Below are 16,344 nucleotides of genomic sequence, written 5' to 3'. Positions count from 1 at the left end.
TCTAAGTCATACCACAATAAAAAGCCGAGCACGTTAACACAGTTTGCCTCAATCCCAAAGAAAGCCTAGTGCATATCCTACCCTTTACCTTGTAAACTCGTGACTAGCCAACGTTAAGTTAAAGTCACATTTTTGTCACAATGGTCATCAATCTGACATATTCCGTTCGTATCTTTATGGACTTATGACTTTCGCCCGAAGGGGAATTTGCCTTTAAATCCCTTCATTTGTAGCAGTAAATCTGATTGCACTCCGATGTATGAATGCTATTGTATACTGCGCCATGACGCTTGCTTAAAGGAGCTGTGCAGTGTCCCCGAATACCGATAAACTGTCGATTGATAAAGAACTCTCTTGGTTGTCATTTAATGAGCGAGTGCTGCAAGAGGCCTGCGACCCCAATGTGCCGATTGTTGAGCGCGTGCGCTTTTTGGGTATATTCTCCAATAATATGGATGAGTTTTTCCGGGTGCGGGTCGCAGCAGTCAGGCGCTCTATATTACTGTCTTCCCTGCAGGAAGGGCGTAGTAATAGTCGTCACTTAATGGCAAAAATTCAATCCAAAGTGATGGCACTGCAGGAGCGTTTCGACAGTATCTATGCCGAGCTGATGCGCGAATTAGTTCGCCGTAATATATTGTTAATTAATGAAAAACAATTAAGCGACTTCCATAGTAACTGGCTTAAAAAGCATTTTCGCGATCATTTTAAACGCCATATAGCGCCGCTTATCGTCAATAACAATCGCGACCTCGTAAAACATATCAACGATGATGCAACTTACCTTTGCGTATGCTTATACACTAAGTTGCGCAGACAATATGCTCTCGTAGAGGTACCCACCAAAAATGTCCCGCGTTTTATTGAGTTACCAGCAGAGAAATCTAAAGCCAAAAAATACCTGATCCTGCTGGATAATATTATCCGCCACTGTGTGGATGAGTTGTTTGGACCGTTTTTTGAATACGATGCGATTGAAGTTTATTCGATGAAGCTCACCCGCGATGCGGATTTTGATATTACCGATGAGCTAGAACAAACTCAGCTAGAAAAAATGACCAAGGGTCTGAAAAAGCGCCTGACGGCTGAACCTGTGCGTTTGGTATACGACAAAGAAATGCCCGAACATATGCTTGAAATGCTGAAGGAAAATTTAAATATCAGCTCTACTGAATGTTTGATCCCAGGCGGGCGTTACCACAGTTTCAAAGACTTTATTGGCTTCCCCAACCCCAGCCGTGATTACCTCGAAAACGAGAAACTGCCCGCGCTAAATAGCTCGGGCTTTGGCCGCAGTGCCAACAGTTTCGATGCGATCAAAATGGGCGATATTATGCTTAATTATCCGTACCATAAGTTCTCCCACTTTACGGAAATGGTACGTCAAGCCGCCTACGATCCTGCGGTACGGTTTATTCGCATCAATCTGTACAGGGTAGCGAAAAAATCCCATGTGATGCAGTCACTTATCGATGCAGTCAAAAATGGTAAACAAGTCACTGCGGTAATAGAACTACGGGCTAGATTTGACGAGCAATCCAACATTGAATGGACGCGAGTACTCGCCGAAGCCGGCGTAAAGGTCCACCATGGGATCACCAGCTTAAAAGTACACTCTAAGTTGTGCTTAATTGGCCGTGAAGAGCAAGGCGAAATGAAGCTTTACTGCCATGTCGGCTCAGGCAACTTTAACGAAGGCACGGCACGGGTCTATACCGATTTGTCCCTCTTTACCGCCAATCAGGAAATCGCCCGCGAAGTGGAGCAAGTGTTCGACTTAATTGAACATCCCTACCGCCGTGATAACTTCCAGCATTTGATTGTGTCACCCTATGATGCGCGACAAAAGCTCACCCATTTGATTGATAAAGAGATTGTTAACGCCCAAAGCCATATTAAGGCGGCGATTACTTTAAAATTGAATAACTTACTCGATGAGTCTCTAGTACAAAAGCTCTATGAAGCATCGGCTGCGGGCGTCAAAGTCAAATTATTGATCCGCGGAATTTGCTCGCTGATACCGCAAATTCCGGGGATCAGCGATAACATCGAAGTCTACAGTATTGTCGACCGCTTTTTGGAGCACTCTCGGGTGATGCTATTTCACGCGGGTGGTGAAAATAAGTTGTTTATTTGCTCCGCCGATTGGATGAGCCGCAATATTGATAACCGTGTTGAAGTGAGCGTACCAATCTATGATCCGCGTCTAAAACAAATGGTGATGGATATTTTATCGTTACAATTCAACGATAATACTAAGGCTCGCATTATCAATAAGGAACAGAGTAATCCTTATCGTAATCGCGGTAATAAACGTAAAGTGCGTTCTCAAATTGCCATTTATCAATATCTGATTAATTATGAAAAGCGGTTACAGCAAGAATTAAACGCCCAACGGGAAGCTGCAAAGCTTGAAGCAGAGCAAGCACAAGCACTGACTCTCGATCCCGCATTACAGGCCAAAGCCAGCTAACGCTGGCTTTATTTTAGTCTCGATTGCCTAAGGATAATCCGATTGGTTGCCACACATTCACAGCCGCGACACTTTGTCGCCATCGACATGGGCTCAAACAGTTTTCACTTGGTTATCGCCCGAGAGCAAGACGGCAGTTTGCAGATATTACACAAAGAAAAACAGCAAGTTCAGTTAGCGACAGGCCTCAATGCGCAAAATATTCTCAGTGCTGATGCTATCGAACGCGGCCTAAATTGCCTACGGGACTTTAATCAGCGTTTTTCAAACCTCGACCAAGCACAGGTACGCTTAGTCGCCACCCACACCTTAAGAGTGGCTAAAAACCGTGAGCAGTTTATTGAGGCAGCGCTGCGTATTATGCCCTACCCAGTGGAGGTGATTTCTGGCCATGAAGAAGCGCGGCTCATTTATAACGGCATTGCCCAAAGCCAAGTACTTGGGAAACGTAATATCGTTATCGATATCGGTGGCGGCTCTACCGAAGTAGTGCTCGGGCAAAAAAATACCCCTACCCATTTATCGAGCCTACGCTGTGGCTGCGTGAGTTTTAATGAACGCTTTTTTATCGATGGCCAAATTACTCCAGCGTCGTTTCGCGGTGCGCAAAGCGCTGCCGACAAACAATTTGCTTCACTGTCGAAGGAATATTTCAGTGGCGATTGGGACTTAGTGCTCGGCAGCTCTGGCACCGTAAAAGCTATTTGCGAAGCAATCCAAGAAGAACATGGTGATGAAATCGTCACCCTCGCCCGCCTCAAACAATTAAAGCTGAAACTGATCAAGTGCGGACACATCAGCCAAGTGCACTTTGCCAATGTCGATGATAAACGCACGCCGCTAGTACCTGCTGGCCTTGCTATTTTAATCAGCTTTTTTAGACGTTTACCCATTGAGCAATTGGAGTTTAGTCCAGGCGCCCTGCGCGAAGGCGTGCTCTACGAATTAGCCAAAATCGGCCAATATCAAGACATTCGCCACCGCACCGTTGACAGTATTGCCCAGCTTTACCATGTGGATATGCCCCATGCGGCTAAAGTGCGTGACACCGCCATGGCGCTGTTTGAGCAAGTCGCCGATGAATGGGGATTAAGACCCCATGCACGCTTACTCTCCTACGCTGCGACCCTGCATGAAATTGGGTTACACATTAACTCCAAGGCATTACACAAACACGGTGCTTATATCATTAGTAACAGTGACTTACCGGGTTTTAGTGAAGCGCTGCAACAGGATTTAGCCAGACTAATCGCCAACCACCGTAAGAAACCCAATGAATTGCTACTGGCCGAATTAGAGCCTAGCCACAAACTCACCCTCATTCGTCTCGCCTGTCTACTGCGCTTGGCGGTGTTAGTGCATTTAGGCCGAATTGCCAAAGCCCTAGTGCTTGAGAAAATCCAAGTGGTTCCAGATGGCCTCATGCTAGTGCTCCCTAGCCACAAGCGTAAAATAAGTTTGTTTATGAAAGACTTGCAGCGAGAGCAAAAACAAATGGCAGCCCTAGGGATGCAGCTGCGTTTTGTTTCAAGCCTTGAGCAGCGCCAAGATAAACCGTAAGAAGTAAAAAGTGGCATGCTAAACAGCATCGCCAGTGAATAAAAGCATTTCATCCCTCAGAGACATTGAGAGCTCTAAGGGATGAACTGATAAATGCCTTATGCTATTTATCCCCCTTCCCTTGAGGGATCTCGAGGTTATCAAGCTCACAACCACAGCGATTACAGTAGGTTGCATCTAAATCATGACCCATTTTATGGCATTGATTACAAGTACGCAGATCCCTATGCCGTCCCGCTTCTTGGGAAATTTCTGCGGTTAAAATGCCCGTAGGGATCGCAATAATGGAGTAACCCAGCAACATGGTAAATGCGGCAATCGCTTGGCCTAGTTCGGTTTTCGGCGTGATATCTCCGTATCCTACCGTCGTGATGGTCACAATAGTCCAATATACTGATTTAGGAATAGAGCTAAAGCCATTCTCAGGCCCCTCAACGACATACATCACGGCACTTAATACCATGATGATTAAACTCACCGAAAAGAAAAATAGGAACACTTTACGGCTAGATTGCATCATCGCCTTAAGCAGCAAATTACCCTCGCTTAAGTAGCGCAGTAATTTAAGCACCCTAAAAATCCGAAAAAGTCGCAGCACACGAATCACTAAGGTGAAATTAGCTCCAGGAATAAAGAGCGCGAGATAACTAGGCAGTACCGATAATAAATCCACTAACCCATAAAAACTGCGGGCATACAGTACAGGATGGGTCGCGCAATAAAGCCTCAAACCGTATTCAACGGTAAAAATCAGCGTAAACACCCACTCTAACACCCGAATAATGTGTCCATAATCCCGATGAAACGCTTCAACTGTGTCAAGAAACACCAACGCCACACTCAGTACAATACAAATGATCAGACCAAGATCAAAATAACGGCCTGCGGGTGTATCGGTACCAAAAATAATGATGCGTAATTTACGTTTAAATGGGCTTTCAGTGTCCAGTTTTTCAAGCGAATGGTTTGACATAGGGGAAAACATCCTTGCGGTAAATAGCGTTATCTGCTCCTAATTGCCAAAGTCTGCCATGCAATTGCTACTCGCTCAAAATTATCTACTCACATTGGCAAAAATTTGCGGTATGATGCGCAAAAAAAGCGTTAACAGCGTCATTTTAGAGGAAGACATGCGCGTACCACTACTTTCAAAATCCATTACTGTGGCAATAACTCTCGCCGCACTGATTTCTCCCCAAGTGCTCGCCTCATCGAGTATTGGCAAAGTCGATTTAGTGGTAATCACTAAGTCTGAATCCAATATGGCCTTATTAAGGGATGGCAAAGTCCTGAAACAATACCGCATTGCTATGGGTGACTTGCCGACAGGCCATAAGTTGACTGAAGGCGACCAACGTACACCACAGGGCCGTTATATTCTGGACTATAAAAAGTCCGATAGCGCCTATTATAAGTCCATCCATATTTCTTATCCGAATGAAGAAGATAAGTTAAGAGCCAAGGCGCTAGGGATCAGACCCGGTGGCATGATCATGATCCATGGCCAGAACCCACGCTCGCCTCTCCCTCCTGAGCAAGCACAGCAATACAACTGGACCGATGGTTGTATCGCCATTACTAACGCCGAGATGGACGAAGTGTGGAAAGCCGTTGATGAAGGTACACCCATCGAGATTTGGCCCTAAGCCATCACAGAATACGCCCAGTTAAATGGGCGTTTTTATTTGTGTTACCTGCTTTAAGGATTTTTGATGTCAACAGCAAACACAGAAGCTAATGTATTGAGCTTCGGAGCATTAGAACAGACATGGCCTGAATTTGAGGCGAAGATATTAGCGTTTCTAGACCAATTGGGCTTAGGAGATAAAGCATTGCATTGCGATCATGTCGCCCTGAGGGTGAACAGTATCGCCGCTGCCGATGCACTCAAGCAAGCCTTAAGTGCCCGCGGGCAGATCATCTCGGATAATCAAATTAATGGTCGCACAATCCTGATCATTGAACTGGATAAGCCCTTAAGACTCGGCAACTTTAGCATCGACTGTGTCGAACTCCCCTATCCTGGCGATACCGTTTATCCTCAAGAAGGCTGGGAGCATATCGAGCTGGTATTGCCATCCACTGCACAGGACTGCGACAGTCTAAGCCAAGAACTGACTCATTTGAGCCCCTCACTTGTGCCATTACTCCAAGGGCATTCGGCAGCCTTAACCGAAGCGCCAATAAAAGTGAAATTTAGCTCGCCTAAGGGCGATAAAGAACGCTTAGCTAACCCCACCATCGCCTTTAAACGAGCCGATATCTGTATCAAAATCCACCCGCACAGCATTAAAGCGGTTATCGCCAGCGAACAGGCGGAGATATAAGATCAATCGAGGCGCAAACCGTTGACATTAGGAATGTGACAGCAATTCCAATGACATATAATGGATTGCATGAAACAGGCAGTTTGCGAAAAAATCAGCAGCAATAACGGTTGAAATAGCCTAGATTCAAGCTATTAACACTTTGGTTAGTCATTAGATTTTCTCGATTTTGTGTTATCGACCACGGAAGTCGCCGATGCGCATTGCCGTGATACCCATAAGGATGCAGCACATGAAGCCACATAAGCACGAGGCACAGCTACTCAAACTCGCCCTCGAAATTGGGATCGGCTACGCCAAAAAACGCGGTTTTGATGACTTTGACAAGGGTGTGTCGCCCAAGGATAAAGTGGAATGTATTTATCGACTTTTAGTGACCGATAATCTGATCCAACCCTTAGCAAAAGATAAAGAAGACGGCCCGAATATGAAGCACAAACTGGTACTGTGGATCATCCGCCATCTGCCGACAGATCATCCTTTATTGCAATAAGCACTCAAACACAAAAACAGGGCACCAATGATTGGGTGCCCTGTGTGGAAATAAGAAATAGACGCGGGAGTTACTTCGCGACTTTTTGCACTTTCTGTGCTTTTTCCGCCGCCAACACAGTGGCCATCGGTGGCACTATGGTTGTCGGATCGAGGCGCATTTGGAACCAATTCAATCGCCAATCTAAATGCGGACCATTCGCTCGTCCTGTCGCCCCAACTTCAGCCACAGCTTGCCCTTGCTTAACGGTTTCACCCGCATTCACATAGAGTTTGCTTAAGTGTAAAAAACTTGAACTCACGCCATAACCATGGTCGATAACCATAGTCCCGCCTGAATAAAACATATCGGGAACCGACAGGCTAATCACCCCATCGGCGGGCGCGATCACCACAGTGCCGGTTTTCGCCGCCACATCCACACCAAAATGTGGGTTGCCAGGCACATCGTTATAAATACGCTGACTACCATATACACCCGAGATCCTGCCGGTTAATGGCCAAATAAACGATTGTAAAAACGCGGTTTGTTCACTAAAAGTCCCGCGTGCCGCTTTGACCTGCGCTGTATCCTTTGCTGCCCGCTCCTGCGCCACGGGATCGGGCTTCATAATCTTATTGCTGATCCCTTTAACATTCTGAATATTGTACTCTCGCTTCTTGATATTTAACGGTTTAACTTCAGTTAAGCCATCGGGATACACTAAGGTAAGCTGTTGAATAAGCTCTGCGTCCCTATCAAAACCAAAGGCAAAATGACCATCAGGCGTCACTTTAACGGCCTCGCCATTAAGACTTACCTGCGTACCCGCTGGGGCTTTACCACGAATTAACGCACCTTGTTCAAATTTACCGTCAAAACTCACTTGTGCTTGAGTCGATAAGCTAAACAGGGTCAAAAGTGGCAATAACACCACCTTACAAGTGCGCGATAGCATGTTCGGCAACGTTTTTAACAACTTAGGTAGAGCATTAGGTACAGCGTTTAGCATATTTTCAAAAATCCTTATTCAAACAATAACGCCCTAAAGATTAGGGCGTTAAAAAATCGACAGGGTTAATTCCCTTTGGTCACTATGGCGCCTTTACCCACACCTTCGTAGGCAATCACAGTAAACTGGCTTGAAGGCACTTTCGTGGCTAAAGTGGTTGCCATATAGTCTGCCAGCAATTCGACCGTGGTATCGTGCGGGATCAAATCACAACATTCCTTGGGCATCGCCAGTTGGAAATCCCCCTGAGGCGCTTGATAATGGAAACCATAATGGCTGTCATCGCTGATCCGCGTTTGTGGCGATAGGTTTAACGTCTTCACCGAGACTAAATCCTCTTCGCTACCGAGGTAGATATCATGCCAACGCTTGGCCCAATACTCATTCCATTTCGGCGCGGACACTCCATTCTCAAACACTTGAACTGGGCTTCGATGACCATGGGCAATCCGCTGGCAATTACCATCGTGTTTACGCAAACCATGGCTGTAGTGATAGTAAGGCGCGTTCAGGATCTCATGCCTTAAAGTGAGGCTAATCCCTTCAACATTATCGGGCAGAGTTTCCCGTAAGGCTTTTTGTAAAAAGGCGTTAACGCTTGGAATATCAATCTGTTCCGATGGAACGAGTGCAAAGGCTTGCGAAGGACAGGCTAAGTGGATCTCACCGAGCGCGCTATCGAAATCCATCCACACCCGATCGCCCTGCTGCTGCCAACGCACGCCACTATAGGCGGTCGGCACCAATAAACGATGATCGGCCACCGCATCAATCGTGTGCTTAATCGCACGTTTGACCTTGGCAAAATCGAGCACCATATTTTGCTCGTCTAAACCGCCTTCTAATACGACATCGACAATCCAGCTTTCCCCCACCATGCCACGCTTAGGGCACAGGTAAGAAAAATCGATCACGGTTAAATCTTTTACAAACAGTTGCATTGACTCTCCTCGGCAGAAAAACAGTCCGCCTTAATAGGGATTGCGCCACTTAGCGATGGCCGAGCACGCTCACTTGGACAGACACCAAGCTTACCCAAATAATAAGGATTCTAATCAATTCTGCTTCGCCCCGCGACAAATGAATCCTTTCTTAGATACTTTTTATCTTAAGACATTTGTAAACGAACTTGAGCCCACCATAGTTTGCTATCGCAATGAGTAACAAACACGAAATAACGCAAACCGTTTAATCGGCCATATCGTGACCGACAGATAGTTTCAGCCGCACACTAATAGACACTACAGATTAGCAAGCAAAACCCTAAACGAAACACCGCAAACCCTACAGAGTTAATCCAGTAAAAACAGCGAATTAGCTCACAAAAATCTAATCCACAACAGCGATAGACCCAATCGAAACAAGGCGTTATCCCTAAGCCATTTTAGTCGTTACTATCGCTCTATAAACCATACAGTTAACAAGGTTAATAAGGGAGAAAACCAGATGACAAAACTTACCGCTATCGCGATAACCCTCACAGCTATAGTAGCGAGTAGCTATGCCGTCGCCGCCGAACCGATTGAAGTCATTTCCCCAGCAAAAATCACTGAACCCGAAAAGGTGGAACTGGGTAAAATGCTGTTTTTTGAACCAAGGTTGTCTAAATCAGGTTTTATTTCCTGTAACTCTTGCCACAACCTCTCCACCGGCGGCGTGGATGCCCTGCCCACATCGATTGGTCACCATTGGCAAGAAGGCCCAATAAACTCTCCGACCGTGCTAAATGCTGACTTTATGCTGGCGCAATTCTGGGATGGCCGCGCCAGCGACTTAAAAGAACAAGCCGCGGGCCCAATTGCCAACCCCAAAGAAATGGGCTTTACCCATGAACTCGCCACCGAAACCATTGCCTCAATGCCCGCTTACCGTGCCCGCTTTGCCAAGGTTTACGGCGATGAAAAAGTCGATATTGACCGCTTAACCGATGCCATTGCCGCCTTCGAAAAAACCTTAGTCACGCCAAATAGCCCATTCGATCAATATCTATTAGGTAAACAGGATGCGATAAGCAGCGAAGCCAAGGCGGGTTACCAACTGTTTAAGGACAAAGGCTGCGTCAGCTGCCACAACGGCCCTGCGGTCGGTGGCACTATGTTTATGAAGATGGGCTTAATCAAACCGTTCCACACCAATAACCCCGCCGAAGGACGTAAAAGTGTAACGGGTAAGGATGCGGATAAGTTTGTGTTTAAGGTACCGACACTGCGCAATATCGAGCTCACCTACCCCTACTTCCACGATGGCAGTGTATGGACGCTCGAAGAAGCGGTAAATACCATGGCGGATATTCAGTTAGGGCAAAAGCTTACCGACAAGGAAACCAAGGAAATGGTGGCGTTCTTAAATTCACTGACAGGTGAACAGCCACAGATCACCCTGCCGATCCTTCCCCCATCGAATAAAGAAACTCCGCGCCCAGTACCTTTTGCGACGGGAGCAAAATAAAGGTTAAACCTAAGAAGCATTTAGCATAAAACAAAGGCCGAGGATAAACTCCTCGGCCTTTTTGTTTAATGCTTGGTGCTTAAAAAGCTGACGCTTAAAGCTTAAGCGATATTATCCCAAGCGGCTTATTCGCCCTTAAGACGTCTATCTAGCTGATCTTTTAAGTTTGCTGGCACGCCTTTAATCAAAATTGTGTCGGAAATCGGATCGTAAATCACTCGCTGACCTAAATGGCCACCATCGAAGCTAATGGTGACTCCGCCACCGGTACCCGAAAACTTCTTCAATTGTCTTAAGGTCGATTTATCGGCGGGAAATTCTTCATCCAGCTCATAACTGCCACCACGGGCAAAGTCATAGAAAGACTCCATACCTTGATCGGCAAGCTCATCCGCTAAATCTTTGATCTCAATATCGGCGCCTTCGTCGAACCGCTCGGAGCAATATTCAAACACTTTATTACGACATTGCTGGCGTTCTTCTTTGGTCAGGTCACTACTGGCGACAAAGTCTTCCACCGCGTTCATCAAGGTTTTGTTTTGCGCCTTGGTATTCACCCCTTCGACACAGCCCATAAAGTCGAGGAAGAAGTCCGCCACTTTACGGCCTGCACGCCCACGGATAAAGGAGATGTACTTGCGAGAATCTTTATCAGCCTGCCATTCGGTGAGATCGATTCGCGCAGCCAATTGGATATTGTTTAAATCCAAATGGTTATTTTGTGACAGCTCCATATCATCGAGTACCGTCATTGACGATTTTGCACTGAGCAGCGCCACAAACAAATAATCACTCGCCATGTTGGTGTAGCAGGACATCAACAAGAATCCGCCTTGGCTAAAATCATATTTTGCCAACTCTTCCTGCAACAACTTACTGGCTTGGCCGGTAAATTCGACGAAACCTAAATCCCCTGCACGGTATTCCTTTAGCGCATTGGCAAACGCCGGATTAGCCTCACCATCATCACCGTGAATACCAAAATAACCGAATCCTTTGCCGGATTTGCTGGTATAAGTCTGATGCAACTCTTCGAGCATCATCTCGACAGCCTGACCGTTCAGCAGAGGTTGAGGACGTAAACGGCAGCGTAATTGACCCTGACTGTCCTGGGAAATCTCGTGAATAATTGCTTGTTCGATGTTAATACTCATAAGCCCTGATAGTGATGCTGGAATAAATCCGCTATTATATGCCGCTAATCCATTCCAAAGTGAAACATTTTTTGATTATGGCAATCCAATCGAAATACTCAAACGCACAAGTTGAATCATTAATCGCCGAAATTTTAGCGGTACTCGAAAAGCACAAAGCTCCTACTGACTTAAGCCTGATGGCGCTAGGCAACTGTGTCACTCACCTGCTCGAGCGCAAAGTGCCAAGCGAATCTCGCCAAGCGGTCGCCGAACAATTTGCGAAAGCGCTCGCACAATCGGTGAAATCCAATTAAGTTAGTCGAGTAACAATGATTAAAACAGCATAAGATACAACGCCTTTTAGGAATAAGCGGATCACTATGGTCGAGCGAAAAAAACAAATGAGCCGCGATCGCGTATCGCGACTTATCAACTGGGGACATTGGTTCGCCTTCTTTAATGGCCTATTGGCTATGATCGTCGGCACACGCTATTTAAGTAGTGTGGGTTATCCCGAAACCTGGTTTGGCTGGGGCTATCTCGCCGTCAGCACCATTGGCCAGTTCAGTTTTCTTGCTTTTATCGCCTACTTGATCTGCCTATTCCCACTGACGTTAATCTTACCTTACTCCAAGATACTCAGAGGCTTAGCGGCCGTTATTGCGACCTTAAGCCTGTGTATTTTATTGTATGACACGATTGTTTATGCCGATTACGGCATGCACTTAAGTCCCTTCGCCTTTGATTTAGCCTGGGCCGATTTGAGCGCCCTACTCCACGGTACGTCTTATATCGTCACGCCCATCGCCATTTTGGTGATTGAGCTAACGGCGGCGAACTTCCTGTGGAAACGGATTGAAAAAATCCAAAAACTCAATCTTGGCAATAAAGTCATAGCCTTTGTTGGAGTATGCTTTGTTAGCAGCCATTTGATCCATATTTGGGCCGATGCCGCTGATATCACCGAAATCACCCGTTTCGATGACACGTATCCGCTGTCGTACCCCGCAACGGCTCGTAGCTTTATGGAAAGCCACGGCATTGACGGTTCATCCCAAATCGATGATGACGCAAATCATGCCACTAATGTGCTCAGCTATCCTATCCAGCCACTGCAATGCCAAGCGGATAATAAACCAAACGTATTAATGCTAACCATCGACAGCTTACGTGCCGATATGGTGGACACCAAGACCATGCCGTTTTTGCATCAATACACCGAGCAGAATCAGAATTTTACTCACCACTACAGTGGCGGCAATCAATTTAAGACGGGCATGTTCTCCCTACTTTATGGTTTACAAGGCAGCTATGGCGATGCACGCATCTTCAATACTACAAGTCCAATCATCACCCGCAGCTTTAAGCAGGAAGGTTATGAACTAGGCTTGTTTATCCCAGAAACCAATCTGAATTTGCGTGCAGCCCAGGCCATGTTTAATGACTTTACCCCCGTCATTGCCAAAGAAACCAATGGCAGTGCCGAGGCGGATATTCTTAGTGTTGGCCACTTTACACAGTGGCAAAGCGTGCAACAACGTCCTTGGTTTGCTCTAGTAAACCTTAAAGCACCCGAGAATTTTGATACACCGGTAGGCTTCCTCGGTATCGAAACTGTCAAAGCCGATGCGAATTTACAACCCGCGCAAAAGGTATTATTTAACCAATATCGCCAATCATTGAATTTTATTGATAAGCAAATTCAATCGATTGTAAGTCAATTACCTAGCGATACCTTAGTGGTGATCACCGGCGTCAACGGCAAAATGTTTACCAGCAATAGTGACGAAGCGCTGCGTAATTTGTCACCAGATAGCGTTAGAGTCCCACTGGTTATCCACTGGCCAAATGTAGGAGCTAGCACGGTTAACTATCGCACTAGCCACTATGGTATCGTTCCCACTTTAATGACCCATGTCTTAGGCTGTACCAATAACCCCACAGACTACAGTGCGGGCCGTAGCCTGTTGCAACCAAGCCAAGAAACCTGGATTTACATCGGTGACAGTCGCATTTTTGCCATTTACCAACAGTCGGAAATCACCGTCATCGACCGCCATGGCAAATACCGCATTTACGATGAAAACTTTGAGCACAGACTGTACAAAAAGATGAGCGCACCTGAGCTTATTCAAGTGATGCGCGAAGGCAGGCGCCTTTACAATCACTAAAAAGTATTTTACCTCAAAGCCCTAAATCACTTAGGGCTTTTTGTTTTAACAATTTCATTGCGAGTAGCGTGTTGAAAAGCCAACAACTTGATCACATTAATCACACCATTACTAAACTAATATCAGACAGTTAGTCCATTAAATGCTAAAATAACTATATGACTCATAAATGATATTTTTATTTGGCTGATTTCATTCCATGACTCTTATTAAAAACGATCAGAATCAAGCCTTTGACGCCATTCATACTATCCTCAACAGCCTAGATGCGCTGGTCTACGTTTCTGATTTACACAACTATGAGCTACTGTATTTAAACGATTATGGAACGGCCATTTGGGGCAAACCCGCCGGTAAAAAGTGCTATCAACTCCTCCAAGCAGGCCAAAATAGTCCCTGTGCTTTTTGCACCAACCACAAACTGATTGGTCCCGAGGGCGACGCCACTGGTGTACATGTATGGGAGTTTCAAAATACACAAAATAAGCGTTGGTACCAGTGTCGAGATCAAGCGATTCGTTGGACCGATGGCCGCCTAGTTCGGATAGAAATCGCCACTGATATCACTGAACGTAAACACATGGAACAGGCATTAATCGAAGCTAAGTTCATCGCAGAACGCCTTGCCAATACCGACGAACTCACAAAACTCTACAATCGCCGCGCCTTTTTCCATTTTGGGCACCCTACAGCACATCATTCAGGCCAAGCGCTAGCGTTTATTATGTTTGATATTGACCATTTTAAGCGCGTCAATGATCAATGGGGACATGCTACAGGCGATGCAGCCCTTATCCATATCGCACAGCTGACGCAAACTAAACTGAGAACAAATGATATTCTTGCTCGTTTAGGTGGCGAAGAATTTGGGCTGATTTTACCCAACACCCAACATGAACAAGCATGGCAAATTGCAGAGTCTATTCGCCATGGATTTGATACACAGCCACTTTACCTTGATGGACACACCATTCATTGCACTGCAAGCTTCGGCATATCATCCTTGATCTTGCCTCAAATCAATCATCCCGATGAAGCACAAGCACTCTTGGAGACTCTATTCAATAATGCCGATCAGGCTATGATGCGAGCGAAACGCACAGGCAGAAATCGAGTCTGTGATGCGGAATAAACCAGCTCAAAGAAAGTTTAGCCATTTAAATTCAGCTTAAGACTCAAGATCGGATAAGCATTTTTAGCCAGTAAGGCAGTTTTTATCGCCATTGAGCCTGCTTTATAGTCCAATAGAATGGTTTCGCGGCTTAACAGTTTATTCCTCAATTCAAGACAAATTTGTCGTCAGGTGTACTGGATAGCCCATATACCCATACATTGTTATGTCGATTTCTGGTAAGGCCAAACATAGGCAAATAGATAAGAATATGTATGGTAGCAGGTGTGGGAATTTTCGGTTGAGCTAACGACCCGAAACACATAATGGGTCAAAAGCTTTTAGCCAGATGAACAGTTCAATGGTCGTTAAGATTGGCATTGTTGCAACTGTGACCGTTGGCGGCATGGATGCCGCCGTCGAGCCCTCAGGGATGCTTCTTGTGAAATAAAATGGCGGCCTGTCACAGGGGAAACAATGACAATTCATCCTACACACCTGACGACAGACTTATCTTACTTGGGGCAAAAGCCTTTAACGGGATTAACCGTGTAATGGTTAGTTAAGATTGCCATCAATAAAGCAGTGCTCTTAACGGCATAAATATCATCCTAACTAACCTTCACTATCTCACCTTCCCTATCTCAGTAAATAGGCCCAAACCAATCAACTCAACTATTCTCGGCATATGGTTATACGGCGAAGTGCAAATATGCCCAGTAGCGAAAGGATTAATAGGGATAAACTGCCACCGCCGCTATAACCTTGTTTATGTTCTATGGTCGCAATATGTTCTTCTTTCACGCGGGTTTTAAAGCGGGCTAATTCGGCGTCTAAATTAGTGATCATATCGTTTACCGCTAGATCAAAGCCTTCGGCGGATTTTTCACGTAACACGTTGGTGACGCTCACCGCGGTTGAAGTGTCGGTAAGTTGGTTGATGCCGGGCGCCCTAAACAGCATTTTTTGGCTACGCATATCAAATACAGCGGTATCGACAAAGGTTTGGATCGCGTTTTCATTGCCGGGCACCATATACATGCCGACTATGGTCCAATACAGCAGTGAAGCCTTATTCTCGCTGCTTTGTAACAGTTGATCGTAAGACACCAGTGCCATCACATCGACATCGTGTAAGCGGGCAACCTGCTGCAAGGTGCTAAAACCTTTGCCATTTTTAAGGTAAGTGCTGGGAATTAATTCGATACGGTCAATAAAGTCGTATTTCACAAAAGACTGTTTCACTTTATCCAGCAAGGCGATTTGTGAGCTGCTATCGAGGGCTTCGGATTGCCAATGGGTGGAAGGTAAAAAGGCGATGCCGACCGTGATGGGAAGACGTAACACGGGAATACTGGGCTGCTGTGCCTCACGCTGTTTATCGTCGGGATAGAGATATTCAACCAGACTGCTGGAAACCACGTTTTTTTCGGTGGTGTTACCGTTAAAAAAAGCACTGCAACCACTAAGCAAGATGCTAATCGATGCCAGCGCGCCTACAAGCGCAATGAATTTTGTTTTCATCTGTTTCCCTACCGTATCCTTACTGCACACAGGCCCATGCAACCCGTGCATATTGCCGCTACCTTAGCGAGTCACTGCTGTAAAAACAAGCCGTTAACTTCACATATCGC

Annotated in this window: 14 protein-coding genes; 9 read left to right on the top strand and 5 right to left on the bottom strand. The window is 45.9% G+C overall.

Features of this window, described 5'->3' with window-relative positions; all coding sequences use genetic code 11:
- The first annotated feature begins 310 nt into the window (after window positions 1-310).
- Both ppk1 and ppx read left to right on the top strand, forming a co-directional pair.
- Entirely contained in the window at window positions 311-2,473 is a 2,163-nt protein-coding gene (gene ppk1 / locus FJD32_RS10235; protein ID WP_037418115.1) for a polyphosphate kinase 1, read from the top strand.
- A 42-nt stretch (window positions 2,474-2,515) separates the two neighbouring features.
- Window positions 2,516-4,033: an exopolyphosphatase gene (ppx, locus tag FJD32_RS10230; protein WP_037426443.1), complete on the top strand. Its 1,518-nt coding sequence runs from the start codon at window positions 2,516-2,518 to the stop codon at window positions 4,031-4,033.
- A gap of 103 nt (window positions 4,034-4,136) precedes the next feature.
- On the opposite strand, the gene FJD32_RS10225 is transcribed toward ppx, so the two are convergent.
- Window positions 4,137-5,006: an ion transporter gene (locus FJD32_RS10225; protein ID WP_037426445.1), complete on the bottom strand. Its 870-nt coding sequence runs from the start codon at window positions 5,004-5,006 to the stop codon at window positions 4,137-4,139.
- 157 nt (window positions 5,007-5,163) lie between these two features.
- Between FJD32_RS10225 and FJD32_RS10220 the strand changes: the two genes are divergently transcribed.
- From FJD32_RS10220 to FJD32_RS10210, 3 genes are all read left to right on the top strand, one after another.
- The gene (locus FJD32_RS10220; RefSeq protein ID WP_080612373.1) at window positions 5,164-5,679 is read left to right on the top strand and encodes a L,D-transpeptidase family protein; all 516 of its coding nucleotides are present in this window, start codon (window positions 5,164-5,166) and stop codon (window positions 5,677-5,679) included.
- 66 nt (window positions 5,680-5,745) lie between these two features.
- On the top strand, window positions 5,746-6,360 hold the full coding sequence (locus FJD32_RS10215; RefSeq protein WP_140907048.1) for a VOC family protein: 615 nt from the start codon (window positions 5,746-5,748) through the stop codon (window positions 6,358-6,360).
- Window positions 6,361-6,592: 232 nt separating this feature from the next.
- Window positions 6,593-6,853, top strand: a complete 261-nt coding sequence (locus FJD32_RS10210) for a DUF5062 family protein (RefSeq protein WP_011626406.1) — start codon at window positions 6,593-6,595, stop codon at window positions 6,851-6,853.
- A gap of 70 nt (window positions 6,854-6,923) precedes the next feature.
- Here FJD32_RS10210 and FJD32_RS10205 read toward each other — a convergent pair whose 3' ends face one another.
- Window positions 6,924-7,844, bottom strand: a complete 921-nt coding sequence (locus tag FJD32_RS10205; RefSeq protein ID WP_181159822.1) for a M23 family metallopeptidase — start codon at window positions 7,842-7,844, stop codon at window positions 6,924-6,926.
- Between the two features lie 65 nt (window positions 7,845-7,909).
- A complete protein-coding gene (locus tag FJD32_RS10200; RefSeq protein ID WP_140907049.1) occupies window positions 7,910-8,785 on the bottom strand; it encodes a 6-carboxytetrahydropterin synthase in 876 nt (291 codons plus the stop codon).
- 505 nt (window positions 8,786-9,290) lie between these two features.
- Here FJD32_RS10200 and ccpA point away from each other — a divergent pair.
- The gene (ccpA, locus tag FJD32_RS10195) at window positions 9,291-10,292 is read left to right on the top strand and encodes a diheme cytochrome c5 peroxidase CcpA (RefSeq protein WP_140907050.1); all 1,002 of its coding nucleotides are present in this window, start codon (window positions 9,291-9,293) and stop codon (window positions 10,290-10,292) included.
- 125 nt (window positions 10,293-10,417) lie between these two features.
- Here ccpA and yejK read toward each other — a convergent pair whose 3' ends face one another.
- Window positions 10,418-11,446, bottom strand: a complete 1,029-nt coding sequence (gene yejK / locus FJD32_RS10190) for a nucleoid-associated protein YejK (RefSeq protein WP_037418093.1) — start codon at window positions 11,444-11,446, stop codon at window positions 10,418-10,420.
- A gap of 77 nt (window positions 11,447-11,523) precedes the next feature.
- Between yejK and FJD32_RS10185 the strand changes: the two genes are divergently transcribed.
- From FJD32_RS10185 to FJD32_RS10175, 3 genes are all read left to right on the top strand, one after another.
- Complete coding sequence (locus FJD32_RS10185; RefSeq protein WP_011622981.1) at window positions 11,524-11,742, top strand: YejL family protein; 219 nt, start codon at window positions 11,524-11,526, stop codon at window positions 11,740-11,742.
- A gap of 66 nt (window positions 11,743-11,808) precedes the next feature.
- Complete coding sequence (locus FJD32_RS10180; protein ID WP_037426457.1) at window positions 11,809-13,599, top strand: DUF3413 domain-containing protein; 1,791 nt, start codon at window positions 11,809-11,811, stop codon at window positions 13,597-13,599.
- Between the two features lie 199 nt (window positions 13,600-13,798).
- Entirely contained in the window at window positions 13,799-14,731 is a 933-nt protein-coding gene (locus FJD32_RS10175) for a GGDEF domain-containing protein (protein ID WP_037426460.1), read from the top strand.
- A 654-nt stretch (window positions 14,732-15,385) separates the two neighbouring features.
- Here the strand turns inward: FJD32_RS10175 and rhlP are convergent.
- A complete protein-coding gene (rhlP, locus tag FJD32_RS10170; RefSeq protein WP_037418083.1) occupies window positions 15,386-16,234 on the bottom strand; it encodes a rhombotarget lipoprotein in 849 nt (282 codons plus the stop codon).
- Window positions 16,235-16,344: the final 110 nt, after the last annotated feature.

This window comes from Shewanella sp. LC6 (assembly GCF_006385735.2).
In the GTDB taxonomy this organism is placed as follows: domain Bacteria; phylum Pseudomonadota; class Gammaproteobacteria; order Enterobacterales; family Shewanellaceae; genus Shewanella; species Shewanella xiamenensis.
The sequence above is the reverse complement of the archived record's forward strand: the minus strand, read 5'-3'. Positions and strand labels throughout refer to the sequence as shown.